The organism is Streptomyces fumanus (genome assembly GCF_014655295.1).
In the GTDB taxonomy this organism is placed as follows: Bacteria; Actinomycetota; Actinomycetes; order Streptomycetales; family Streptomycetaceae; genus Streptomyces; species Streptomyces fumanus.
Genome location: NZ_BNBI01000005.1, coordinates 96227 through 120515, shown reverse-complemented (window position 1 = coordinate 120515; position 24289 = coordinate 96227). Strand labels below are relative to the sequence as shown.

Sequence of the window (24289 nt, the reverse complement as noted above, 5' to 3'; positions counted from 1 at the left end):
GCACCGCGTGACGTCACTGGGCGGCTCGCACACGCATGGCGTCTTTCTTCGCCCGGTTGCCGCAGGTGTTCATCGAACACCAGCGGCGGAACTCGCCGCGGGTGGCGTCGAGGAAGACCGCGACGCAGTCGGTTCCCGCGCACACCTTGATGGTGCCGACGCGGAGGCCGCCGAGCGTGTCGACCGCGTCGCCGGCCACGACCGCGAGAGCGGACCTCGCCGGCGACGAGCAGTTCTGCCAGGGCATCAGGATCCGGTCGGTGACATCGCGGTACTCGAACCGCTCCTGGACCTCGTCCGCGTGCTCGTCGGCACACCCCGACGCCGCCACGTTGGTGCGTGCGCGCCGGGCGCATCGTTCGGCCAACCAGCCTGACCACCGTATTAACAGTCGTCTCAGCTTCGCTCAGTAGGAAGCACGCATCCAGACAAGTGATGCAACCCCTATGCAGGAGGCTAGTGATGGCAGTCGACGCAGCGCCGTCCGGGGAAGCGCCGGCCGGTCGGTTGGCAGGCCGGTGGGTGCCCTGGGTGGTGATTGGCTTGTGGCTGGTGCTGGCGGCGGGCATGGTGCCGCTGAGCGGAAAGCTGAGCTCGGTCACCACCGACAGCGCCGTGGACACCCTGCCGGCCAGTGCCGAGTCCACCAAGGTGGCGGCGCTGGACGACAGTCTTCCCGGCGGTGACAACAACACGTTCGTCTTCGTGTACCACCGCGCCGGCGGTATGACCGCCGCCGACCGCGCGACGGTCGAGCGCCACTACGACACCCTGGCCAAGCGGTACCCGCCGAAGGCGACGGCTGCGGGCGACGAGGGTGAAGCTGATGACGAGGGCTCATCGGTGAGTCCCTCCGCCGACCGCAAGGCGATGATGTTCACCCTCGAGGTGAGCACGGCCTACGGCGCGCCGGAGGAGATCGTCGGCCCGTTGCGTGACGCCGCGAAGGACCGCCCCTCCGGCCTGGAACTCGACGTGACCGGCCCGGGCGCGATCGACGGCGACATGGACGCCGTCTTCGACGGCATCGACGTGCAGGTCCTCCTCACCACCATCGTCGTCGTCACGCTCCTGCTCATCCTCACCTACCGCAGTCCGGTGTTGTGGATCATCCCGCTGCTGGCCGTGGGCGCGGCCGCACTGACCGCGATGGGGACCGTCTACCTGCTCGTCAAGGGCTTCGGCATCGTGGTCAACGACCAGAACTCGGCGCTGCTGACGATCCTGGTGTTCGGCGTCGGCACGGACTACGCGCTGTTGCTCATCGCTCGGTATCGGGAGGCACTGCACCACCATGAGAACGTCCGGGTCGCGATGGTCCACGCGCTGCGCGGCGCGGCGCCGGCCATCGTCGCGTCCGCGGCGACCGTGGTCGCCGGTCTGCTCTGCCTGCTCGTCGCGGACCTGAACAGCACCAGCGGGTTGGGCCCGATCGGCGCGGCCGGCATCCTGTGCGCGCTGGTGGCCATGCTGACGCTGTTCCCAGCGGTGCTCGTGGTGCTCGGCAGGCGGATCTTCTGGCCGGCCATCCCGCGGTTCAGCACAGCCGTGGAGGAGAAGCCGGGGCTGTGGGGACGGCTCGGCGCCGCCATCAGCCGCCGCCGGTGGTTGGCGACGTTCGGTTCGCTCGGAGTCCTCGGCGTACTCGCCCTCGGGCTGGCGGGCAACACGGGCGCCCTGCGGGAGCAGGACCAGTTCCTGTCCGCGCCGGAGTCGGTCACCGGCTTCACCGTGCTGCGCCAGCACTTCCCGGAGCTCGGCGGCCAGCCGATGACGGTCTTCACGCGGCCGGCGCACCAGGAGCGGGTCCTCGACGTCGTCAAGGCCACGCGTGGCGTGGCCCTGGCCGTCCCGGAGCAGACCAGCGGTGGCTGGGCCGACATCTCCGTGTTCCCGAAGGACGCACCGGACACCGCCGCGGAGTACGACACGATCAAGCGGGTACGCACGGCCGTGCACGCGGTGCGCGGAGCGGAGGCGATCGTCGGCGGGCCGAGTGCGGAGAACCTCGACACCGAGGTGACCACCGAGCGCGACGAGAAGCTGGTGATCCCGCTGGTGCTCGCCGTCGTCCTGATCGTCCTCGGGCTGCTGCTGCGCGCGATCGTGGCCCCGCTGGTCCTGATGGCCACCGTGATCGTCTCCTTCGCGGCGGCCTTCGGCGGCAGCGTGTTCGTCTTCGACACGCTCCTCGGGTTCAAGGGTGTCGACCATGCGGTGCCGCTGCTGGCATTCCTGTTCCTGGTGGCGCTCGGCGTCGACTACAACATCTTCCTGGCCAGCCGGGCCCGGGAGGAGACCGTGCGCCTCGGCACCGAGAAGGGCATGCTCAAAGCCCTCTCGGCCACGGGGGGTGTCATCACCTCGGCAGGTCTGGTCCTGGCGGCCACGTTCGCGGTCCTGGCGACCCTTCCGCTGGTGATGCTGATCGAGGTCGGGTTCCTGGTCGCCTTCGGCGTGCTGCTCGACGCCCTGCTGGTGCGGTCGGTCCTGGTACCCGCTCTCACTGTGCTGATCGGCCGGCGGATGTGGTGGCCGAGCCGGCTGTCCCGTCCAGCGGCAGAGCTGCCGGACGGGCAACAGCCGCTCGCCGACGACGAGGAGCCCGCGCTGCAACGGTGAACGCGGCGGTACGGACGAGATCCGGGACGGGCCCCAGGCCCGTCCCGGTCTCTTTCACGGGGCCGATGGCCGCCGCCCTTCGGTCCCGCGCCACTTGCCGGGGCGGGGGCCGGCGCACCGCGGTGTCCTGCGTCGACGGTGAGCCGCGCGGGACCATGTCCGAGGGGCGCCGTCCCCCGTCCTGCGCCGCACCGCCGGGCGGGTCAGCGCGCCGCGGAGTCCTCCCCGGCGGTGAGCCGCGCGATCGGGGCGGGCGGGGCCGCGGCCGGAAGGTCGACCCGAAGCAGCGCGCCACCACGTGCGGAGCGGGCGACGGCGGCCCGGCCGCCGTGGGCGTCGACGACCCGCTGCACGATCGACAGCCCCAGACCGGAGCCCGGCAGCGCCCGGGCGCTGTCGGCACGGTAGAACCGGTCGAACACCCGCGGTACGTCGGCGTCGTCGATGCCCGGCCCGGCGTCGTCGACCTCGAGCACCACCGACGCGTCCTCGGCACGGAGCCGGACCTGGACCGGCTGGTCCGCGGGGGACCACTTGCCGGCGTTGTCGATGAGGTTGAGCACCGCCCGCTCGAGCGCAGCGGGACGCCCGCTCACCCACACGGAGGTCACGTCGAGCGCGACCTCGATGTCAGGTGCGCGGGAACGTGCCCGGGTCGCGGCGGCCGCCACCACGTCAGCGAGGTCGAGCAGCTCGGTGTTCTCGTCGCTGACGTCACCGCGCGCGAGGTCGGTCAGCTCGGCGACAAGGGTGCTCAACTCGGCCACCTGGGCGCCGAGATCGTTGAGCAGCCGGGTCCGGCCCGCCGCCGGCAGTGCGCTGTCCAGGGTGCCGCGCCGATCGAGCCGGATCAGCAGCTCGACGTTGAGGCGCAGGCTGGTGAGCGGGGTCTTGAGTTCGTGGGCGGCGTCCTCGGCGAGCAGCCGCTGGGCCCGCCGGGAGTCCCGGAGCGAGGCGAGCATGTCGTTGATCGACTGGATCAGCCGCCGGATCTCCCCGCCGCCCTCGTCCGGGATGTCGGCGTCGAGATCCCGGGTGTGCGCGACACGTACCGCGGCAGCGGTCAGCCGGTCGATCGGTGCAAGGCCGGTCCGCGCCACGGTCCGCCCGACCAGGGTGCCGCCGGCGACGCAGAGCAGCCCGATCAGCAGCATGCCGAACCCGAACTGGTTGATCGGGCTGTCGTCGACGACCTGGGCCACCTGGACCGCGCCGTCGCCCGCCCGCACCGTGTAGACGAGGTAGCCGTCCTCGTCACTGTCGTTCGACTCCATCAGGTCGGCCGACGCGCCCCGCGCCACCCGCTCGGCGTGTTCGCTGACGGGGGGCAGCGCGGGCTGGCCGGCCGGCGTCCGGGTCGAGCCGTCGGGAAGGACGACCCGCACCAGCCGACCGGATCCGGGATAAGGCGGTAGCTGGACCTGGGCCGCACCGGCGCGCCGCGCGTTCGTCGCCAGGACGCGGGCGTCGGCGCGCATCTGCTTCTCGGCGCTGTCCTGCAACTCCCCGCCCAGTAGTTCGCTGGCCACCTGGAAGGCCACGAACACGCTGACCGCGATGGCCGTCGCCGCGATCACCGTCAGCCTGGCCCGCAGGGACCGCCGGCGCCACCATCGGGTCAGCCGACGCGGTTCCCGGCCGGCGGGCCTGCTCATGGAGGAGTCTCCCGCAGCACGTAACCCAGGCCGCGCAGCGTGTAGATCAATCGCGGCTCACCCTCGGCCTCCATCTTGCGGCGCAGGTAACTCACGTACACCTGGAGGTTGTTGGCGGTGGCGCTCATGTCGAAGCCCCAGATCGCCTCGAACAGCGCGTCGCGGGTCAGGACCCGGGTCGCATTGCTCATGAGGACCTGCAGGAGGGAGAACTCGGTCCGGGTCAGGCGTAGCGGCCGTCCGCCCCGCCACGCCTCGAACCGGTCGGGATCGAGCCGGACGTCGGCGAACGACAGGATCTGCGACTCCCCGTCGGCCGGGGTCCGCCGGCGCAGCAGGGCCCGCACCCGGGCCAGCAACTCCTCGGTGGCGAACGGCTTGGGCAGGTAGTCGTCGGCGCCCGCGTCCAGCCCCGTGACCCGGTCGGAGACCTGGTCACGGGCGGTCAGCATCAGCACCGGCAGATCCCGCCCCGCGGCCCGCAACCGCCGGCAGGTCTCCAGTCCGCCGAGCCGGGGCATCATCACGTCGAGGATCAGCAGATCCAGCGTGTCGCCGTCGGCCCCGACGAACCCGTCGAGCACGGCGAAACCGTTGGCGACGGTGCTGGTGTCGTACCCCTCGACCTGGAGCACCCGCTCCAGCGACTCACGGATGGCCGCTTCATCATCCGCGATCATGATCCGCACGCCCGCCCGCCCCCTTCCCGTCGATGTTTTTGCCGCTCATTGTCCCCGATCGACCTGAGACCAGGCTGAGAACGTCGCTGGGGCCCGCGCTCGCGCTCCGCCGACCGCTGCTGATCCGCGGGCTGCGGTGAAGGCCCTGCTCGGGCAGTGGGCTCCGTGGTCGGTGCGTGAGTGGTCGGCGATCGCCCAGCCGGCCAGGCGGCGTGCGGCGAGGTCGATGACGCTCGAAACGTGTGGGAGGAGCCGGCCTACCCGGGCCACCGGGCAGGTCCGGGGTGAACGACACGAAGGACCCGGTGGCGGCCGTCCGATGTGGCCGGTGGGCGGCGGGCGGCGGGCGGCGGGCGGCGGGCGGCGGGCGTGTCCGGACGGGCCGGAACGTCAGGGCGGTTCCGGACGGATCCGGACCAGCAGCGCGCCCGGCAGGGCAGTCAGTACGTGAGCGGGCCCACGCTGATGCTGGGCACCGGCACACCGTTCTCGTCCTCGTCCGCCTCGGCGTCGGACGGGTCGAGGTCGACTTCGACGCCGGCGGGTTCGAGTGCGTCCCGGACACGCTGTCTCATCTGCTCGCTCAGGTAGTTGTGGTGCAGGTCGAGCTTCCTGAGGTGGGTCAGCGGCTGCCCGTTGAGCAGCGCCTCGGCGCCGGTATCGGTCAGTGTGCCGAGCGACAGGTCGAGTACGTCGAGGCCGGCGACGACGGGTGCGGTCCCCACGGCCGCCGCGACCTCGTCCTGCATCTCGCTGTTGCGCAGGGCGAGGGTCCGTAGTCGGGGCAGCCGTTGTCCGGACAGGATCCCCGCGAGGTCGGCGATCTCGCCGTCACCCCCGTCCTCGTGCGCCCCCAGCCACAGTTCGAGATGTTCCAGCGCGGCCAGCTCGCTCTCGCCCACCCCGCGCAGCACGTGGCCGCGCAGGCCCGCGCTTTCGACGACGAGTCTGCGCAGCGCGTCGTGGCGTATGCGGGGGAACCTGAGCGGGTGCAGCCCTTCCATGTCGTAGGACTCGCCGGCCCGGACCGAGAACTCCTCCAGCGCTGGACAGCTCGCGAGCAGCGGCGTGACGTCGGTCTGGCCGATCCGGGAGATCGGGCACTCTTCGTCGGTGATGTCGCCGAAGTAGAGGGATCGCAGCCCGGTCAGCCGATCCCGTGCGCCCAGGAGCGCGCTCATGACCTCGTCGGGCTCGGTGTCCTCCGGGTCTCCCCAGATGCCGATGATCAGCGCGCGGATGCGCGTGCTGTCCACGGCCGCGCACAGCCGCTCGAAGGTGTCCGTCCACCGCTCGTCGGTGGTCCCTCGCTCGTATCCGATCCGCCAGGCCACGGCGTCGGCCTCGGGCAACACGACGTCGGCCGCGTGCCGCTCCTCGGGAAACGTGAAGGCGGGGAGCCCGTAGAGCTCGGTGAGGTGGTCGTCCTTGGTCCGCATGTGCCTGCCTGCTCCCGCCGTACGAGGTATCCGGCGCGTCGAGCGCCCTTGTTCCGCACGACAGTTCCACAGCCGCAAGTGAAACGCCGAGACTCACCCTTCCAGGATGCCGGTCGTGTCAGTTGAGGTACTCCCTGACAGGTACGACCGGTACGGCTGTCGTTGTCACGAAGGCGCACCGCAGGCCCGCGGCACTCCGTGCGCTGCCCGCGACCGGCCGACCGTTTCACTCGCTGCGCCGGGCGGGGGCGAGCGAGGTCGGTCCCGTGGCGCTGAGCCGGGCTGCGCGTTGGACGCCGACGCTCACCATGTCGTGCGACTCCTCGGGGGCGCAGCCGAAGCCGGGGTGGAGCGGAGTGGTGCCGTGCGAGGTGCTGGAAGCACATGAGCCCTCACTGCTGCGCTACTCCTGGCAGGACGAGCGCGGCGGCGAGGTGACGGAGGTCGCCCACCGCCGGGCCCTTGCCTGACACCAGGACGCTTTTGGGCACGTCGAGATCCATGTCTGCCCGGCGTCGCCCTTCGGGTCTCGTCCTCAGAGCATTTCGGAGGGTGCTTCGTCGATGCCGAGCAGCAGCACGCCGTAGTCCTCTTCGACGACGTGGGAGGTGAACTGGACGTGCCGCGACCCCACCGCGAAGTCCCGCCAGTACCGCTGCAGCGGGTTGGAGCTGTCCAGGCCGGTGGATCCGTGCAGGTCCAGCAAGTCCTCCAGTGCGCTACGAGATTCCCGCATCTCGGTGATCAGATCCATGCGGAGCCGCGCCCGCTCTTCGGCCGCAAGCACCTCGCCGGGCTGCGTGGCGTCGACTGCGGCGGCGATCCCGAGCATGCGCCGCTCGGCGGTGTCCATCTTGTGCGCGGCGACGGCGAGTTTCCTTCGGGCGCCGGGAGAGTCGGCCAGCGTGGGGTGGGAGGGGTTCGGCGACGTCCGCTCGGCAAGGACATCGACCACGATGCCGAGTCCAACTGGCTCGGGCAGGACGGTCACGACCAGCCCGGGCTGGAGCGGCTGGAAGCCCCCATCAACTACGCGACGGGCCTGTTCACGCGGCCGGTGGACATCGCTGAGCTGGAGGCCCCCGGCGCCCTGGCGCTCTTCTCGCCCGATTACCCCTCGGGCGGGGTGTCCGTCGCGGCGGCGAATCCGATCGAGGACGAGCGGTGGATCGTCATGCTGATGGGGTACGGCGACAGTCGGCCCGGCCGGACGGTCGGCGCCTTCCGCGAGGCGTGCGCCGAACTGCCCCCGATTCTCACCACGGCCACCGCGGGCGCCGTCATCGGCGACGTGGTGACCTACCACCAGGCCGAGAGCCGACGACGCCACTTCACCGACGTAAGCCGCTTTCCCGCACGCCTGGTCAGCGTGGGGGACGCCGTGGCGTCGTTCAACCCGGTCTACGGCCAGGGCATGAGCTCCGCCGCGCTGCACGCTTCCTGCCTGGCCTTCCACCTCGGCGGTGGCCCCGACCTGGGCTCGGTGGCCCGGGAGTTCTTCCGTCTCCAGCAGGTGGTCGTGGACGTCGCCTGGGCGGTCTCCGCCGGGGGTGACGCCGCCCGCCTCGACGCGCGGGACGGCACCGACGTGCCGGAGGACATCGCGCGGCAGCGGTGGGCCGTGGAACAGATCACGGCCGCCACCCTCCTCGACGGGAACGTCACGCGCGCGTTCAACAACGTCTCCTACATGCTGCGCCACCCCGCCACGCTGGCCGACCCGGCACTGCTGGCGAGGGCGGTCGCCGCCCACCAGGAGGCACCCATGGCCACGTGACAGAAGCATGCGCGGAGGTGTCTCCAGTGACCGATGGACGCGATGTCCGCGGGCCGGCCGGGACCTATGCGATGCGCGTCCGGCTCTGGCCTCGGGCTTTCGCACGGCGGAGCGTTCGGTGGGGGGCCAGAAACGCGAAGACCACCGCCTGCGGCCGCCCCGCAGTTGCCGTACGGTCAACAAATTGTTCTGCGGTACCTAACGACGGATGCCCCGCTGCGGCAGGGCGTCGGAGAGTTGTATGTCTCGCATGAGACGGTCCGCAGTCACGAAGGCGTGTTGCCTCCCGGTCGCACCGCGCGAACTGCGGGGGCCGAGGTCCTGGACGGTGAACACGTCCATCTGACGGCCATGAGGCGCCCTCGGCCGGCCGGGAGGCAGGGGGCCACCACTACGCGTTCACGCTCGTCCGGGGTTCCGACCTGTCCGTCAACAGCCACGAACACCTGGACGCCGTTGCCGCCCAGCTCAACGGCCGCCCAGCTCAACGGCCGCCCACGCAAGACGCTCGGCGGGGAAAGGGCTGGGTGTTCTCCCTTGAGCTTTCCCCCGCTCCGGAAGCCTCGGGGCCCGGGATCACCCGAGAGGTGGCCCGCGCCAGAAGGGCCTCATGTCTTCGGCGGGCCGTCCAGCAGTGTCACGCCGTACTGGGCCAGCAGGTCGGTATGGTCGGTGTCGTGACGCGCGTCGGCGGAGCCGACCGACCGGAAGTAGCCCTCGATGGCCCCGGGGTTGTTGATCTGCAGCACCTCGGCCGTCGAAGTGATCGGCTGGAAGGTGTGGGGAACCAGGCGGGGGCCGAAGACATAGGCGCCCGGCCCGGCGTCATGGACGTCACACTCGTCGAGTGAGGCCGATCCGACCCAGAACCGGACGCGGCCGGACAGGATCACCCAGCTTTCGTCCTCCCGGCTGTGGCTGTGCAGGGGCGGCGCGTCCGACGGGCGCATGGTCAGCCGCAGGACGGTGGCCACTCCCCGCGTCTCGGAGGTCGACACGACCTGCTCCTGAACGGTGTCGTAATAGCGGTAGAGGGTGCCTTCGCCAGGGTTGCGCACGAGCGGGAAGCTCATGTGAGTTCTCCTCTGCTGTGGGTCGAGCACGAGGGATGACCAGGTCGCCGGACGGCCGCCGGGATGCCACCGGGCAGACCATTTGGTTGATGGTTCAATCATTGCCCGCGGCGAGGGCGGGCGCCAGGGCGGGGGGCCCTTTTGGCTCGATTTCGGTCCCCTCGCGCAGCGGGTGGAGTGCGGGAGCCGACGCGGAGCTTGGTCGGAGAGCTCGGGGGCGCCGCAACTGCTCCCGTTGCCCGACCGGTTGGGGGTTAGCCTGTGGCCTCAGTGAGCCGACGTTCGGCCATGTGAGACCGGGGCAAGGGGTGGGGGCATCATGAGCACAGCCGTGACCGAAGCACAGGAGGTGCGCCGCAGACGCAGATGGCGTGTGGGCCTTCTGTTCGTTCTGGCGGCGGTCCTGGGTATCGCGGCCGCGATGTGCGCGGGGCTGGCCAGTTCCGAGAGCGTCGCCCGGCTGTGGGTGCAGGCGCAGTTGGCGCGGGACGGTTCCGCCCGCGTCACCGAGGTCATCGACTACGACTTCGGCACCGATTCCCGCCATGGCATCTACCGCGACGTCCCGGGGCTGGACGCCGAAGACGCCGAGGACGTCGAAGTGGCGGTCACCATGGACGGCAAGCCCGTCTTCCACGAGGTGGTGCCTTACGGCGGGAACGGCGGCGAGACCCGCATCCGTATCGGCGATCCCGATCGCACGGTCAGCGGCTCGCACCGATACCGCGTCGTCTACCGCCTCCCGGACGTCGCGCCAGGCGGAAAGCTCGCCTGGAACGCGGTCGGCACCGGCTGGGACGTTCCACTCGACGACGTAGAACTGCATGTGACCGGCGCCCACGCCTTCGACGCCCCGGGCTGTGTCAGCGGACGGCGGGCGTCCCGTACGGCGTGCGACATCGATCGGCCCCGGCCGGGACACCTCGCCGCGACGTTCGACCACCTCGACGCCCGCCACGGGGTCACCGTTTCCGCCGCCTCCGGCGCTGCCCTGGCCACGGTGCCCCCCGCGCCCGCCGAGCCGACCGGAGCCGTTCGGGGACACGGTCGGCCGGGTCTCCTCCAGGTGTTGTTCCTGACGGCCGGCACCGTACTCCTCGGTGGATTCCTGGCCGAGTGGTCGCAGCGGCTGGCGGGACGGGAGCCGCTTTGGAAGAACGACCCGACCTCCTCCACCGCGAGCGTCGGCGACTCCACCCGTCGTGTGGATGTCACCCGTCTCGCCGCCCTTGCCCCCGATACCTCCGCCCCGCCCGCACAACTCACCCCCGCACAAGGCGGATACCTGCTGAACAGCGTCAATCCCCGCTACCGCACCGCCTGGTTGCTGACCGCCGCCCAGGACGGCCACCTCGCGCTGGACGACAACGAGTCCCACCCCACCCTGACCCGCGGCACATCACGGCAGGAAGTGACCCGTGACGACGAAGACGTACGGGAGGTGCTGGACCGGATGTTCGCCGGACGGAACGCGGTGACCCTCGGCGTCTCCTACGACCGGCGCTTCACGGAGGGGTGGGACCGGATCGGCCTCGTCATGAACCGGTGGTCCCACGAGAGCGGCCTGGTCGACCGCCGGTCGGCGGCCCTCAGCTCCAAGCTGAGCAGCGCGGCGACAGTTCTCCTCCTGGTCGGGCTGATCGGTGTGGTCGTCGCGGGGATCGGCGCGGGCCGTCCGTGGAGTGCGTGGCCGGTGCTGCTCCCGGCCGCGGCAGCCCTCGCGGGCGCAGGGCTGATGCTGACCGGTGCGTCGGAGGAGGTGTTCACACGTACCGCGGAAGGCAACGCCTTGTGGCTGCGCGTCGAAGGCTTCCGCCGGTACCTCGCCGCAGCGCAGGAAGCGGAGGTGCGGGCCGCCGCCGATGCGGGCGTCCTCGACCTGTACACCGCCTGGGCCGTCTCGCTCGGTGAGGCGGAACGCTGGTCCGCGGCGGTGGAGCGGGCGACCAGCGTCCCGCTCGTACCGGCCGCGTACCGGAGCGGATCCTCGCTGCTCACGCCGCTTCTCTGGCTGGCGGTCGTCCACGCGGTCACCTCCAGTACGTCCCGGGTGTCCGTTCCGGGTACGTCGTCCGCGTCCTTCACGTCGAACCCTGGTGGAGACGGGTCCTCGGTCGGTGACGGGGCTGGTGGCGGGGGCGGTGGCTCCTGGTGACGCTCCCACAGACGCGGAGTGCTGCCGGCCGCCATCACGGTGACGTCATGCGGCTGCGGCGACAACCCGACGAGCAGGCCCCCGACCGGCGCGCCGACCTCGATGGCCGAGAGCACCGCGGCGTACGCCTTCGGGCCCGTGTCCCGCCGCCTGCGTCGGTGGCCCAGGAGCTCCAGCGAGTGCCCCGAGGGCCGGAGCCGCGGCGCGGGCACGGGTGGAAGCGCTCGAGTCGCAGCTCGCGAAGCCATCTGCAGCACGCGCGGCGCACCAGGTCGGCGCCGTAGAGCTGCTCTGCGGTCTCCCGACCCACGGCGCCGACCGCCACGGTGATCAGCAAGGTGCCGCCAACCATCAGCCGCTGCTGGACCTCCGCGCGGGCTTCGGCCACCGCGTCGTCCTCGACGCCGTCCACGCCGGCCACCTCGGGCAGGGCCTCCGTGTCGGGCGCGGCAGCCCGGGACGGAGCGTCTCCGCACCGGCCAGCAGACCCGAGCCACGACGGACCCGGGCCGCCTCGCCGCGCAGGTGCAGCCAGCCCTTCACATCGGTCACCGTCCATCCGGCATCGGCCCCGTTCCGGGCCACCCAGGCGATCCGGGGCGCCTCGCAGCCAGTCCGGTTCCTGGGTGAGCTCCCGGGTCGGCGCACGATCGGATGGCAGGCCCAACGTGTCCAGGCTGTCGCGCCGGTTGCCGCTCCAGCGATCCCGCAGACAGAACGCACTCGGCATCCGGCTCGGCTAGGAGTGAGCCTTCTTCGTTCGGGTGAACTCCTTGGCCAGTTCGACCCGTGAGCGGTGCGGGAAGCAGCGGTCTCTCTCACCTCGTTCCTGCTCTAAGCCAAACCTGTTTGACGACGGACCCTAGCTGGCGAGCTTGCGTCACACGCTGCCTCGTGGGGCTGAACTCCCCCGCCGTGGTGCTGCCGTAAAACGTGCTTTGTCGCCTTCTATGGGTTCTGAGGCACTGATCCGTCGTCCGTGCTTTCCGTTGGGACGCGGGGCAGACAGATCTCCACGCTGGTGCCTTCGCCCTCTGTGCTGTCCACTGTGATGCGTCCGTTATGGGCGTGAACGATAGCGGCGCACAGGGCCAAGCCCAGGCCGCTGCCACCTGTCGAGCGCGTGCGACTGGCGTCCGCCCTGTAGAACCGGTCGAAGACATGGGGGAGCGCGTCGGCCGGGATGCCGGGTCCTTTGTCGAGGACGCGCAGGACGGCCTGGTCTCCAACCTGAATGAGCTCGACCAGGCAGGCTGCGTCCGGCGGAGTGTGGGCGCGCACGTTCGCCAGAAGGTTGGCAACCAGGCGTCGCAGTTGGGCTTCGTCGCCCGAAACGGTGATGCCGCTGGTGACGAGGTCTCGTCGGGGCCGATGTGGTTCGACGGCGGAGGCGTCGCGGCAGGAGTCGGAGACTACGCGACTGAAGTCGACGGGATCGAGATCGGCTTCCTGGAGTTCGTCGAGTCGGGCTAGGGCGAGCAGTTCGTCGACGAGTTTCGTCATGCGAGCCACCTCGGACAGCATGCGGTCGATGGCTTGGTCGACGTCTGGGGTGTTGGTCAGCACTCCCTTCTGGTACAGCTCGCCGTAGCCGCGGATGGACTGCAAAGGGGTACGCAGCTCGTGTGAGGCGTCCGCGACGAACTGGCGAAGGCGTTCCTCTGAGCGGTCGCGTGCTTCGAACGATGCCTGGATTTCGTCGAGCATCCGGTCCAGGGCCGTGGACAGGCGTCCTACCTCGCTTGACGGAGCGGTGTGGCTCGGTGACCGCGTGCGCAAGCGCAGATCGAAGTCACCAGCGGCGATGCGGTCGGCAGTGATGGCTACGCGCTCCAAGGGGCGAAGCTCCCGGTACACGATCAGAGCGCTGAGTAGCGCGATCACGACCAGGGAGGACATCTGGACGATGAGCACGATGGCGCGCACGCGGCGGCTCGACGCGTCGTTCTCATGGAGATCGCGGGCAACGACCACCGTGGTGCCGGGCCCTATCGTTCGCACCAGCAGCCGATAGTGCGCGAAGCGGCTGGCGTCTTCGCCGTCGTCTTCTCCTCCGACGGACACCGGCTCGTCATCCGGGGGCAGTCGGTCGGGTAGGTCGAGGACTCCGGTTGCGGACGGCGGCGTTCCGAAAAACAGTTGGCTCCCGCGTTCGCCCACAAGGCTTCCATCCGCGTCGGTCACGCCCTTGAAGGCCGCAGGCTGTCTGAGCCGCAGTAGTTGCAATGTGTCGAGAGTCGTGACCAACTCAGAGTCGATCGGCTTGTTCGCCTCACGCTGCATCGTGTTGGTGATCAGCTCAGCGGTCACGGACAGCGTTGTGGAGACCACCGTCAAAAGGAGGAGAGTCAGACGGATGCTCAACCGGGCCCCGCGCCACATGGCCCAGAGTCGGGCGGGCCAGCGCTTTTGCTGAAGTTCGGTGGGCTTTGCCGCTCCGCGTCGCAGCGCAGTCATGAGGCGGGTGTGCGCAGGGCGTAACCGATCCCGCGCTGTGTGTGGATGAGCTGTGGGCCCTCGGCGTCCACCTTCCGGCGCAGGTAGCTGATGTAGTTGGCGACCACTCCCGCGTCACCGCCGAAGCCGTACGACCACACGTGTTCGAGCAACTGCGCGCGGGTCAGCACGCGGTCGTGGTGGAGCATCAGGTAGCGCAGCAGCCGGAATTCGGTGGGAGACAGGTGCAGGGGCTTACCCGCCCGCTGGACCTGCAGGCCGACCGTGTCCAGCTCCAGGTCGGCGACGCGCAGCACGGGGTCGGGCCGGTTCTGGCGCGTCCTGCGGAGGACGGCTTCGACGCGTGCGGTCACCTCGTCGAGCCCGAACGGCTTGGTGATGTAGTCGTCACCGCCGGCGGTGAGGCCGGCTACGACGTCCCTGCGGCTGTCCCGCGCCGTCAGGAAGATGACGGCGACGGGCAACTCGTCGGAGCGGATGCGCCGCAGCACCTCAAGGCCGTCCGCGTCGGGCAGCATGATGTCGAGGAGGATGAGTTCCGGAAGGAAGTCTCGTGCCGCGTTGAGCGCCTCGCGTCCGGTGGCGGCCGTCCGCACGTGGTACCCGACAAAGCTGAGGTAGCGGCCGACGGAGTCCAGAATCGACGGTTCGTCGTCGACCAGGAGCAGTCGCGTACCAGAGGGAGTTCCCTCGCTGTTGGTCCTCGGTACCACTGTCAACGTACTCCTCCACGCTGTGTCGCTTTCCCTGTACATCCTGCCGGACGGCGACCGCGGCTTCCATATGAGTTTCATGGGAGAAGCGGCTCCCAGGCCGCTTAAGTCCCTGGCCGGCGCTGTGTACGGCCTAACGTTGTGATCGCTGGGCGAGGCCACATAGCCGCCCTCACAGCCGCTCACTGCATCTTCGTGACCCAGCACACGATTCTCACGCAGGAGACGGCACTGCCCGGAAGCGTTTAACTCAGGAGCTTCGTCATGTCGACATTTCTTTATCGCCTAGGGAAATTCTCCTATAGGCGACGGTGGATCGTGGTCACGGGCTGGATTGCGATCCTCCTCGCTTCCGTGGGTGCCATGATCTTCCTCGTGAAGGGATTCACCCCGGGGCTGAAAATACCCGGATCGCAATCGCAGAAGACCACCGAGGCCATGGCGAGGGCGTTCCCCGGTGGCACGGAGCAGGCAACCGGGACCATCGTCTTCCAGACCAAGAACGGTGGAAAGGTCACCGCGGAGCCGGCCAAGCAGACGATCGAGGACATCACCCAGGAGGCCGACGGCCTCCCAGGTGTCGGCTCCGCGACCGCTCCGTCACGGGACACGCTGACCATCTCGCCGGACGCGACGGTCGGCATCACCACTATCACCTTCGACGCCGAGTCGGCCTCCGACATCCCGACGGCGACACTCAGCGACCTCAGCGCCCTCGCGGGCAAAGGACGCGGCAGTGGACTGAACGTGGAACTGGCCGGGGCGGCAGTGCCGGCCCAGGAGGAGAACCCGGCTTCCCAGGCCGGCACGCTCCTGGTGACGCTGCTCGTGCTCCTCTTCGTCTTCCGCTCCGTACGCACGGCGATCATCCCGATCTGCACGGCCATGGCAGCCGTGGGCCTGGGTACCTGCGCGGTCCTCGCCTCGACCGGCTTCCTGGACATGCACAGCACCGCCATGACCCTGTCCTCGATGCTCGGCCTCGCCGTCGGCGTGGACTACGCCTTGTTCATCATGAGCCGGCACCAGCAGCAGGTGCTGCGCGGCATGGACCCCGAGGAGTCCGCCGGACGAGCGGTGGGCACGGCCGGCAACGCCGTCGTCATCGCCGGTGCCACCGTGATCGTTGCTCTGGCCGGGCTCGCCGTGGCACGGATCCCCTTCGTCACCGTCATGGGCCTGGCGGCGGCCTTCACCGTCACCATGTCCGTCCTGATCTCCCTCACCCTGGTACCCGCCTGCCTCGGATTCCGGGGTGCGAAGATCAAGACCTCCGTCATTCCCTTCCTGAGGCGCCGCTCCCCCCGCGGCACCGATCAGTCGGCCCTGGGACTGCGCTGGGCCCGGTCGATCACTCGTTTGCGCATCCCGGCCCTGCTCATCGTCATCGTGGGGCTCGGAGCCCTGTCGGTACCGGTCCTCTCCCTCAAGACAGGACTGAACGAGCCCCAAGCCGGCACCGCCAGCGCCCAGAAGATCGTCGATGGGGCATTCGGACCGGGCCACGACAGCCCCTTGGTCGTCCTGGTACAGGGAAGCGACGACACCGCCATTTCCGCTGCCCGGGAACTGGTCTCACAGGTAGACCGCATGAACGGGGTCGTCTCGGTCACCCCGCCCCGGGCCAACCAGGACGGCACAGCGGCCGTGGTGAGCGTGACTCCCGCCGCCGGCCCCGAGTCCGAACAGACCAAAGACCTTCTGAAGGACATCCGGCAGGTCAGCGCCACCCTCTCCCAGGACGACGGGACGACGATCGGTGTCACGGGCAAGACGGCTGTCAGCGTCGATGTCTCACAGAAGTTGAGTGATGCCCTGCCCCTCTACTGCCTGCTGGTGATCGGCTTGGCGGTGCTCCTGCTCACCATGGTCTTCCGATCGGTGGTCCTCGCGCTGAAGGCCGCCGCCGGCTTCCTGTTGTCCATCGGCGCGACCATCGGCCTCATCGTCGGCATCCTTCAGTGGGGCTGGCTGGGCTCTCTGCTCGGTATCGAGGCCGGCCCCGTCATCAGCTTCGTGCCGCTGCTGCTGGTCGCAGTGATGTTCGGTCTGGCCATGGACTACCAGATCTTCCTGGTCAGCCGCATGCGTGAGGAGTACACCGCTGGCCACAGCGCGGTCGAGTCGATGCAGCGCGGCTTCGCCAAGGGAGCGCGGGTCGTCACCTCCGCCGCGATGATCATGCTGAGCGTCTTCCTGGGCAGCGCCATCACCAGCAGTGGCAGCACCAAGGGCATCGGTCTCGGCCTGGCCGCCGGTGTGTTCTTCGACGCCTTCATCGTGCGCATGCTGCTCATCCCGGCTGCGATGGCAGTTTTCAGGGACAAGGCATGGTGGCTGCCCCGCCCGCTGGGGCGCATCGTCCCAAACCTCGATGTGGAAGGCGCCGCTCTGGAGCGCCGGTTCAAGGCCCAGGAGCAGCAGCACCTGAGCGGGCAGAGGCAAGGGCTGGGTGACAACGAAACGATCACGCTGCTGAACCCTCTTCGCTAGCTCGAACTCGGGGTAGGCGTCTGCCGGGACCAAGCCGGGATCCGCAGCCGAGCGGATGAGGCAACTGGTCGTTGCCGACCTGTCCGGGCGGTCGGCGCAGAGCGGGCGTACGGGACTTTGGGCCACGATGTCGTCGTGGCCCGAAGTCCCTTTGCCGATGGCCCGGATTATTCGGGCCGGTGACGCCCTCCGCTCCGGCTGATTCCCTCCCCTGCAGGTCGCCGGGCTACCAAAGCCCGGTCATAACCCCCGGGCGAGGCACCTTTTCGAGATCACGCCTTCCATACGCGTTACGCGAAGGCAGGGAGTTACCGCCCATGTGTCCGGTACCCCCAGTGCGCACCTTGTACCCAACGAATCTGAGGTAGCGGCCGGCGGAATCCCGGACCGACGGCCCGTCGTCGGCCAGGAGCAGTCGCGCACCAGCGGGCTGTCCACCATCTCCTTTCACGGCTTTAGCGCTCTTCCCCGTACGTCCTGACCGATAACCACTGCGCCTCTCATGAGAGTTCCATGGGGTAAACGGCCCTGGGACCTCGAAGGGCCCAGTCCGGTGCGGTGCGGCGGCCTAACGTTGCAATCGCCGGGTGAATCCGCATCAAATCCCGCATCGCTGCTTACCGCATCGACGATGCCGTACGAGGGACCGTGGCCTCTGCTGGAGGAGATCCTCCAGCGCGACCCGGGCAGCCGGGAGGGCCACCACCGCATGCGCCAGTTCTTCCAGGCACACGGTATGGGCGCTGTGGCCAGGGATTACGCGTTCTGGCTCGCCAGCGGCCGGCCGGACAACGGCGAACTGCTGATGCTTCCCCTGCACGTGCTGGTGGACTGGTACCTGGAACAGCACGGCGACGGCCGGGGCGGCGCACTGCAAGACGAACCGGTTGATCCCAAACGCCGGCCGCAGCTCTGGCCCATCCCGTCCACACCGGCTCCGCTCCTCGCCGCCCGGCACTGAGACGCTCCCGTCTCGCTGTACCGGTGCCGGCCAGCCAACAGAACACCCATCACCGCCGGGCCCCGCTTCCGAGACCAGCCACCGATGACAACACCACCTGCCCCCGACGGCACCCCCTTGTTCGACGTGGACGTGCCGATGCCACGGCCGCCCGTAGAGCAACTCCTGGCGCTGGCCGGCCTTTACACCCGGCACAACGACCGCATCGACCTGCTGCTCTCCTGCCTTGCCCCCGCCGACCCAGATGCCTATGTGTCGTCCGCCCCTCTTCTGGAGCACAGGTCCCTGGCCTGCGTCAGGACAGTGCGCCAGCAGCGGCCTCCCCGCATCGAGCCGGTGCTCAGCGCCGTGGTCCGCCTCCAGCAGATCGCCTACCTGACCAGCAGCGCCACCCGCTACCTCGCCTCCGCCCAGCAGGCTGCACCCCCCGATCTGGCGCCCGGCGCACCCCCCGATCCACGCCGGGCGTTCGGCCGGTCAGTCCGGCTGTCCCGCGAACTGACCGCGCTCGCCGCACCGGCCATCGTCGAGTCCGCCACACACATCGCCGGCCGGCTGCCCGCCGCAGCTCGCGCCCGTACCACCGTCCCCGGCACGGACAGGGCCCAGCGCGACGCCTTGCTCCACGTCGCCCGCGGCCACGTCGTCGTCACCGGTCGTTACGAACGCACCAGCCACGACCGCACCGTGGCGGCCGGCACCGACGTGCTGCGCCACCTCGACGCCCAGGGCCTGGTCGACCGCGACCCCGATTCCGCGTTCCCCTCCACCCCCAGAGGGACACCACACGACCGCGTCCGCCTGACCCCCCTGGGCCTGGCCGTCCTCAGCACGCTCATCGTCACCCCCTTGCCCACCCCGGTGCCCGCGCCCCGCCCCGTTGCCTCACCGGCCCCCGCCACCCGCGCCCGCCGCTGACATCACCTCTCACGCAAGGACGTCCCCGATTACCGCATCACCCGCACTCGTCTGCATCTCCCTCGGCACCGGCGTGCAGTCCAGCGCCATGCTCGCCCTCTCCGCCAACGGCCATCTCCCCAAGGCCGATTACGCGATCTTCGCCGACACCGGCTGGGAACCGAAGGCCGTCTACGACCACCTCGACCGGCTGGAGCGGGAGATAGCCACTCCCGCCGGCATACCGGTCCTGCGCGTCTCCGCCGGCAACATCCGGCAAGACGCCCTGGATCCCGAGCACCGCTTCGCGTCCATGCCCCTGTACATCCTCAACCCGGACGGCAAGCCGGGCATGACCCGACGCCAGTGCACCGGCGAATACAAGATCAAACCGATTGAACGACAAGTCCGGAACCTCCTCGGCTACCCCTACCCGCAGCGCGTCCCGAAGGGTGTCTTCGTGGAGCAGTGGGTCGGCATATCCACCGATGAGTTCCACCGCGCCAAGGACGCCGACGTCCGCTACATGCGCAACCGTCATCCCCTCATCGACCTGGGCTGGTCCCGCAGCGACTGCGTCCGCTACCTGTCGTCCCTCGGCTTCGCCGACACTCCGAAATCCGCCTGCCTGGGCTGCCCCTTCCACGGCAACGCACAGTGGCGGGCCATCCGGGACACCAGCCCGGAGGAATGGCGGGACGTCGTCGCGTTCGACGCCGCGATCCGCCAGGGCAACGCCCGCGCGAACGCAGGCGGCAACCCGCTGCTGGGTCAGGCGTTCCTCCACCGCTCCCGCCTGCCCCTGGACCAGGCGCCCATCGACCACGTCACCGCCGCCGAACGGGCCGCCCGCCAGCACGAACCGGCCGTCGCCGTGGATCCGGAGGAGCTGGAGCACGGTGTGGTGGACGGATGCTCGCCATGGGCGTGCCGCGGTGAGGCGGATGCCGAGCCGACGCGCGACGGCTTCGGGCTGGCTTGTTGATCCTTGACCTGTTCGCGGGTCCGGGCGGCTGGAGCCATGCGCTGGCCGTCCTGGGCGCATACGACGTCGGCCTGGAATGGGACCAGTGGGCGTGCAAGACCCGTGCCCGTGCGGGGCTGTTGACGCTGCGGACGGACGTGGCGCTGTATCCGGTGTGGCCGTGGGCCGGCCGGACGCGTGGGCTGATCGCCAGTCCGCCGTGCCAGGCGTGGTCGATGGCCGGCAAGCGCCTGGGCCTGGTGGACCAGCCGCTGGTGCACCAGGCCGTCGCCGATCTGGCCGCCGGCCGGGACACCCGCGACAAGCTGCGCTCCGCGTGCCGGGACGAGCGCTCCCTGCTGGCCGCCGAGCCCATGCGCTACCTGCACGCCCTGAACATGGTGGGCGAGCCGGAGTGGGTGGTCATGGAGGAGGTGCCCGATGTGCTCCCGCTGTGGCGGCAGTACGCGGCCGTCCTGCGCGCCTGGGGATTCTCGGCGTGGACCGGCATCCTCAACGCCGCCGACTACGGCGTCCCCCAGACCAGACGCCGCGCCATCCTGATCGCCTCCCGCACCCGCACCGCCCAGCCGCCCGAACCCACCCACGCCCAGCAAGCCGAGCCGCAGTCGCTGTTCGGGCCGGGCCGCGCCCGATGGGTCAGCATGGCCCAGGCCCTCGGCTGGGGCGCCACCGACCGTCCCGTGCCCACCGTGTGCGCCGGCGGCGGACCGGGCGGCGGCCCCGAACCCTTCCCCTCCGGCTCCCGCAAGACGCTGTCTGACGCCCGCGACCGCGGCACCTGGACGCCCCGCCCCGACCATGCCGCTGCGCAGCCCGGCCGCCAGGCAGCGGGGCAGGCGGCACGGCACGCCAACCGCGGCGACTGCGCCGCGCACGCCTCGACAGCGACGTCCACGACCGAGGTCCCTCGCTGGGTGTGGTCCCTGCGCAGCAACAACCAAGCCAAGGCCACCGTCCGATCGCTGAACGAGCCCGCCGCGACGCTGTTCTTCGGACACCGGGCCAACGAGTGCACCTGGATCGCCCGGCCCGCCGACGACCAGCCCGACAGCCAGGCGGAGCCGCCGGTGCCGGATCCGATCCGGATCACCGCCCGCGAGGCGGGCATCCTGCAGACCTTCCCCGCCGACTACCCCTGGGCCGGCAACAAGGGCCAGCAGTTCTCCCAGATCGGCAACGCCGTCCCCCCGCTGCTCGCCGGCCACCTCCTCGCCCCCCACCTCGGCATCCGCCTCAACCCCGCCGACTTCACCCTGGCAGCCTGATGCCCCTCCCTCCCCCCGCCACAGAGCAACAGCCCGACCACCCCGGCACCGTCCCGGCACCGCCAGCGGTCTTCCACGCCGAACAAGCCCTCCTCGGCGCCCTACTCCTCGAACCCCACCGCTGCGGCGACATCACCAGCATCGCCCCTGACTCGTTCTCCACTGCCGACCACCGCGCCGTGTTCACCGCGCTCAGCACCCTGCCCGCTCCCGACCCGGCCGAGCACGCGAAGAACGCCACATGGCTCGACCAGGTCCTCGCCACGGCCGGCCAGCAGGTCCGCGGGCTGACCGCCTCCTACCTGCACACCCTCGTCCAGGTCTGCCCTCGGCCGCAGCACGCGCCGGCCTACGCCCGGATGATCGAAGCCGAACACGCCCGCCGCCGTCTGCACACCGCCGCCGCCCGCCTCGCTGCAACCGTGCACTCCCTCGCGGACACGGACCCGCTCCAGGCCGTGTTCACCGAGGCCGACACCCTCGCCGCGGTCGTGGACGACGTCGCCGCCCGGTTCCCACCGCGCGCCACCGTCCCGCCCCGCACCCCTGTCCCCGCGCCGGCCCCGGCACCCGGCCTCGCCGAAGCCATCGAGGAAGACCAGGTATTGCTCGCGACAGCCACCGCCTGTCCCGAAGACATCGAGCACACCAGGTGGCTGGTCCCCGGCGACTTCACGCACCCGCTGCACGCCGGGCTGTGGCAGTGCCTGTCCGCTCTGGCCCGCCGCCAGGAACCGGTCGACCCCGTCACCGTCCTGTGGGAAGCCCAGCAGCAGGGCCTGCTCGACCACGGCACACCACCCGAGAAGGTGCTCCAAATCCTGTCCGGGCCGCAGGTGTCCGTCGAGCACTGGGCCCAGCGCACCCTGCGGCGCTCCCTGCTGGCCACGGCCCAACACACCGGCCGCCGCATCCAGGCATACGCCAGTGACCCGGCCACCACGCCGTTCCAGCTCGTCATCGGCGCCCGCCGGGCCCTCGCCGACCTCGACGCCGTCCGCACCCGCTGGCAACACGCCTGCGCACCCACCCCGCCACCGCCACCGCCACCGCCACCGCAGCCGTATCCGGCGCCCTCACCCCGCACCGGCCCACCGACCACCAGCACCGCCCGCACACTCCGATGACCCCGAACACGCCGGTGGCCGGCCCCCAGCAGACCGGCCACCGGCAGAAAGACCACACCCCACGTGAGCACTCCTTCCCGCATCGACGCGCACGTCCGCCTCGACACCCACCCCCGCCATCCCAGTGCCGTCGTCGCCACCGTCACCGGCACCGACCGGCACATCGCCCACGCCCACCTGACCGTACGCGGCTTCGACCCCGTCACCGAGCACACGCTGGTCATGGCCCGCATCGACCGCGAGGAGCCGTACTGGGCCGAACGCGCCGCCCAGGACCTGACCGCCCTGCACATCACCGTGGCCATCACCCCCGGTCTGCGCGAGGCCATCGACGACGACTGGACCTGGCCCAACTACCCCTTGCCCTGGCTGACCCGCCAGGAAATCCGCCAGGTCTCCGACGAAGCCCAGAAGATTTACGACGACATCCGCCGCGGTCGTCTAGTCATCCGCGCCCACGCCCTCGACGGAGATACGATCGTGGCCGTCGGCTCCTACCGTGACGGCAACAGCCTCATCCTCGAGGGCGAGAACCACCTGCGCACCGTCATCAGACGGTACGAAACCACGAACGAAGCCATCGCTGTCTTCCAAGACCTCTACGGGAAAGCAGTGCGTCCCGGTCCCGCTCCCGCCACCGACGTCGAGCGCCAGGCCGAGGAAGCCCGCAGCCCTCTGCACTCACCCGGCCTTACCGGCACCGAACCGGCCGCCGGGCGCACCGAGTCGGTACCGGTCTACCGCGCGGACCCGGCCGACCACGACGCTGTGCTCGACGCCTTCGCCAGCGAACACGACGAATGGCACAAGTGGCGGACCTGGTCCGACGCCAGCACCCACCTGATCCACGAGTCGCAGACCCTGCGGGCCGAACTCGTCCACCAGGCCGACCCGCGCGAGACGGCCTGGACCTTCGCCGCCTACGAGACTCCCGTCTCCGAGCGCATGTGGCACCTGACCCTGACCGGCGCCGCACCCGGACCTCTGCTGCAGACCATCCTGATCAGCCTCGCCCACGGCGACGCCTGGGAGACCGCTGTGGGCAGCCCGGTCACCGAGAAGACCATCCTCACGGCTACCCGCCCCCTCGCCGAAGTCGGCTGGAAGCACACAGCCGACGGACGCTACCTCCGCTGGGAAACCGCGCAGAACGACGCCGGCGTCCAGTTCGACGCCTTCGCCGCCAACTACCCCCGCAGCACCTCCGCCGCCTGGACCCTCTGCGCCGGCCCCAGCATCGACCGCCCCACCTGGGCCATCCACGCCTCCCCCCACACCCCCGCCCCGCTCCTGACCGCCCTGACCGAAGACCTCGCCCACGCCACCGGCACCCGCACGACACCCACGGCACACCCCACTCACACCCAGCACAAGCCCACCCTGCCCGGCCTTCCTCCCGCCACCACCCCGCGCCCGGCCGGCCGACAGCGGTGACGCCGCGGCTATCTGGTAACGGCCAGTTCCGTCGCGCGTGATCGGACCACCCCCGCATCGGCGGGAAGGACGTCGGGGCGCTCGCGGCGGATCTCCCGCCAGGCGGACCACCCCCGCGTCGGCGGGAAGGACAGGACCTGGGCGGTCACCTTGGCCCCGGTCTCCGGACGACCCCCGCGTCGGCGGGAAGGACGTCGGATCGATCCTGACGCTGATCGGTGTCGTCGGACCACCCCCGCGTCGGCGGGAAGGACTACCGGCCCGCGTCGCAGCCGTGGTCGTTCTCCGGACCACCCCCGCGTCGGCGGGAAGGACGCGAGGCCGCCGCCGTGGCTGACGGTGACGTGCGGACCACCCCCGCGTCGGCGGGAAGGACCTTGGGCAGCACCACGTTGCGCGCGTAGGCGCCGGACCACCCCCGCGTCGGCGGGAAGGACGACGTACGCGCGGTCGCGGCCAGGCAGGAGCGAGGACCACCCCCGCGTCGGCGGGAAGGAATGACAGGCGCGGTCGAGTGTGAGCATGACTACCGGACCACCCCCGCGTCGGCGGG

At 70.4% G+C, this 24289-nt stretch carries 18 protein-coding genes and 1 CRISPR repeat array (1 of these 19 only partly in view); of the genes, 10 read left to right on the top strand and 8 right to left on the bottom strand.

The features are described from left to right. Positions 1–13: 13 nt before the first annotated feature. Entirely contained in the window at positions 14–367 is a 354-nt protein-coding gene (locus IE316_RS35515) for a CGNR zinc finger domain-containing protein (protein ID WP_229910359.1), read from the bottom strand. Between the two features lie 95 nt (positions 368–462). Between IE316_RS35515 and IE316_RS12305 the strand changes: the two genes are divergently transcribed. Next, positions 463–2622, top strand: a complete 2160-nt coding sequence (locus IE316_RS12305) for an MMPL family transporter (RefSeq protein WP_190204292.1) — start codon at positions 463–465, stop codon at positions 2620–2622. Positions 2623–2825: 203 nt separating this feature from the next. Here the strand turns inward: IE316_RS12305 and IE316_RS12300 are convergent, their stop codons facing one another. From IE316_RS12300 to IE316_RS12280, 4 genes are all read right to left on the bottom strand, one after another. After that, on the bottom strand, positions 2826–4277 hold the full coding sequence (locus IE316_RS12300) for a HAMP domain-containing sensor histidine kinase (RefSeq protein ID WP_190204291.1): 1452 nt from the start codon (positions 4275–4277) through the stop codon (positions 2826–2828). Beyond that, entirely contained in the window at positions 4274–4966 is a 693-nt protein-coding gene (locus tag IE316_RS12295) for a response regulator transcription factor (protein WP_308438914.1), read from the bottom strand. Before IE316_RS12295 ends, IE316_RS12300 begins: the two co-directional genes overlap by 4 nt. A gap of 431 nt (positions 4967–5397) precedes the next feature. Next, entirely contained in the window at positions 5398–6396 is a 999-nt protein-coding gene (locus IE316_RS12290; protein WP_190204290.1) for an STM4015 family protein, read from the bottom strand. A gap of 535 nt (positions 6397–6931) precedes the next feature. Continuing rightward, positions 6932–7351, bottom strand: coding sequence for an acyl-CoA dehydrogenase family protein (locus tag IE316_RS12280; RefSeq protein WP_190204289.1), 420 nt, complete (start codon positions 7349–7351; stop codon positions 6932–6934). Here IE316_RS12280 and IE316_RS12275 point away from each other — a divergent pair. Continuing rightward, positions 7307–8173, top strand: a complete 867-nt coding sequence (locus IE316_RS12275) for a hypothetical protein (RefSeq protein WP_190204288.1) — start codon at positions 7307–7309, stop codon at positions 8171–8173. The two genes, IE316_RS12280 and IE316_RS12275, sit on opposite strands and share 45 nt — an antisense overlap. A gap of 608 nt (positions 8174–8781) precedes the next feature. On the opposite strand, the gene IE316_RS12270 is transcribed toward IE316_RS12275, so the two are convergent. Continuing rightward, positions 8782–9246, bottom strand: a complete 465-nt coding sequence (locus IE316_RS12270; RefSeq protein ID WP_190204287.1) for a cupin domain-containing protein — start codon at positions 9244–9246, stop codon at positions 8782–8784. Positions 9247–9565: 319 nt separating this feature from the next. Between IE316_RS12270 and IE316_RS12265 the strand changes: the two genes are divergently transcribed. Continuing rightward, positions 9566–11401, top strand: a complete 1836-nt coding sequence (locus tag IE316_RS12265) for a DUF2207 domain-containing protein (protein WP_190204286.1) — start codon at positions 9566–9568, stop codon at positions 11399–11401. Between the two features lie 948 nt (positions 11402–12349). On the opposite strand, the gene IE316_RS12260 is transcribed toward IE316_RS12265, so the two are convergent. Both IE316_RS12260 and IE316_RS12255 read right to left on the bottom strand, forming a co-directional pair. Further along, on the bottom strand, positions 12350–13858 hold the full coding sequence (locus IE316_RS12260; protein WP_190204285.1) for a sensor histidine kinase: 1509 nt from the start codon (positions 13856–13858) through the stop codon (positions 12350–12352). Continuing rightward, the gene (locus IE316_RS12255; protein WP_229910358.1) at positions 13855–14577 is read right to left on the bottom strand and encodes a response regulator transcription factor; all 723 of its coding nucleotides are present in this window, start codon (positions 14575–14577) and stop codon (positions 13855–13857) included. The genes IE316_RS12260 and IE316_RS12255 overlap by 4 nt, the downstream gene beginning before the upstream one ends. Before the next feature lie 357 nt (positions 14578–14934). Here IE316_RS12255 and IE316_RS12250 point away from each other — a divergent pair, with 357 nt between their 5' ends. From IE316_RS12250 to IE316_RS12220, 7 genes are all read left to right on the top strand, one after another. Next, positions 14935–17064 (top strand): MMPL family transporter, encoded by a 2130-nt coding sequence (locus IE316_RS12250; RefSeq protein WP_190204283.1) that lies wholly within the window; start codon positions 14935–14937, stop codon positions 17062–17064. Positions 17065–17695: 631 nt separating this feature from the next. Beyond that, entirely contained in the window at positions 17696–18025 is a 330-nt protein-coding gene (locus IE316_RS12245; protein ID WP_190204282.1) for a hypothetical protein, read from the top strand. A gap of 84 nt (positions 18026–18109) precedes the next feature. Next, positions 18110–18943 carry a hypothetical protein gene (locus IE316_RS12240; RefSeq protein WP_190204281.1) on the top strand — a complete coding sequence of 278 codons (834 nt, stop codon included), beginning with the start codon at positions 18110–18112 and terminating at the stop codon, positions 18941–18943. A gap of 88 nt (positions 18944–19031) precedes the next feature. Continuing rightward, positions 19032–19907, top strand: a complete 876-nt coding sequence (locus IE316_RS12235) for an adenine nucleotide alpha hydrolase family protein (RefSeq protein WP_190204631.1) — start codon at positions 19032–19034, stop codon at positions 19905–19907. After that, positions 19904–21175, top strand: coding sequence for a DNA cytosine methyltransferase (locus IE316_RS12230; protein WP_190204280.1), 1272 nt, complete (start codon positions 19904–19906; stop codon positions 21173–21175). The genes IE316_RS12235 and IE316_RS12230 overlap by 4 nt, the downstream gene beginning before the upstream one ends. Continuing rightward, positions 21175–22302, top strand: coding sequence for a DnaB-like helicase N-terminal domain-containing protein (locus tag IE316_RS12225; protein ID WP_190204279.1), 1128 nt, complete (start codon positions 21175–21177; stop codon positions 22300–22302). Before IE316_RS12230 ends, IE316_RS12225 begins: the two co-directional genes overlap by 1 nt. 63 nt (positions 22303–22365) lie before the next feature. Further along, entirely contained in the window at positions 22366–23736 is a 1371-nt protein-coding gene (locus IE316_RS12220; RefSeq protein WP_190204278.1) for an SPDY domain-containing protein, read from the top strand. A gap of 42 nt (positions 23737–23778) precedes the next feature. Further along, positions 23779–24289: direct repeats of the CRISPR family, unit length 29 nt; unit sequence CGGACCACCCCCGCGTCGGCGGGAAGGAC; it runs 865 nt beyond the window's last position.

What these genes read in the sequence shown, in the direction of transcription:
- IE316_RS12250 (WP_190204283.1), top strand. Translation starts at nt 14,935, where the DNA reads ATGATCTTCCTCGTGAAGGGATTCACCCCGGGGCTGAAAATACCCGGA.
- IE316_RS12240 (WP_190204281.1), top strand. Translation starts at nt 18,110, where the DNA reads ATGACAACACCACCTGCCCCCGACGGCACCCCCTTGTTCGACGTGGAC.
- IE316_RS12245 (WP_190204282.1), top strand. Translation starts at nt 17,696, where the DNA reads ATGCCGTACGAGGGACCGTGGCCTCTGCTGGAGGAGATCCTCCAGCGC.
- IE316_RS12305 (WP_190204292.1), top strand. Translation starts at nt 463, where the DNA reads ATGGCAGTCGACGCAGCGCCGTCCGGGGAAGCGCCGGCCGGTCGGTTG.
- IE316_RS12270 (WP_190204287.1), bottom strand. Translation starts at nt 9,246, where the DNA reads ATGAGCTTCCCGCTCGTGCGCAACCCTGGCGAAGGCACCCTCTACCGC.
- IE316_RS12265 (WP_190204286.1), top strand. Translation starts at nt 9,566, where the DNA reads ATGAGCACAGCCGTGACCGAAGCACAGGAGGTGCGCCGCAGACGCAGA.
- IE316_RS12290 (WP_190204290.1), bottom strand. Translation starts at nt 6,396, where the DNA reads ATGCGGACCAAGGACGACCACCTCACCGAGCTCTACGGGCTCCCCGCC.
- IE316_RS12260 (WP_190204285.1), bottom strand. Translation starts at nt 13,858, where the DNA reads ATGACTGCGCTGCGACGCGGAGCGGCAAAGCCCACCGAACTTCAGCAA.
- IE316_RS12300 (WP_190204291.1), bottom strand. Translation starts at nt 4,277, where the DNA reads ATGAGCAGGCCCGCCGGCCGGGAACCGCGTCGGCTGACCCGATGGTGG.
- IE316_RS12225 (WP_190204279.1), top strand. Translation starts at nt 21,175, where the DNA reads ATGCCCCTCCCTCCCCCCGCCACAGAGCAACAGCCCGACCACCCCGGC.
- IE316_RS12235 (WP_190204631.1), top strand. Translation starts at nt 19,032, where the DNA reads ATGCTCGCCCTCTCCGCCAACGGCCATCTCCCCAAGGCCGATTACGCG.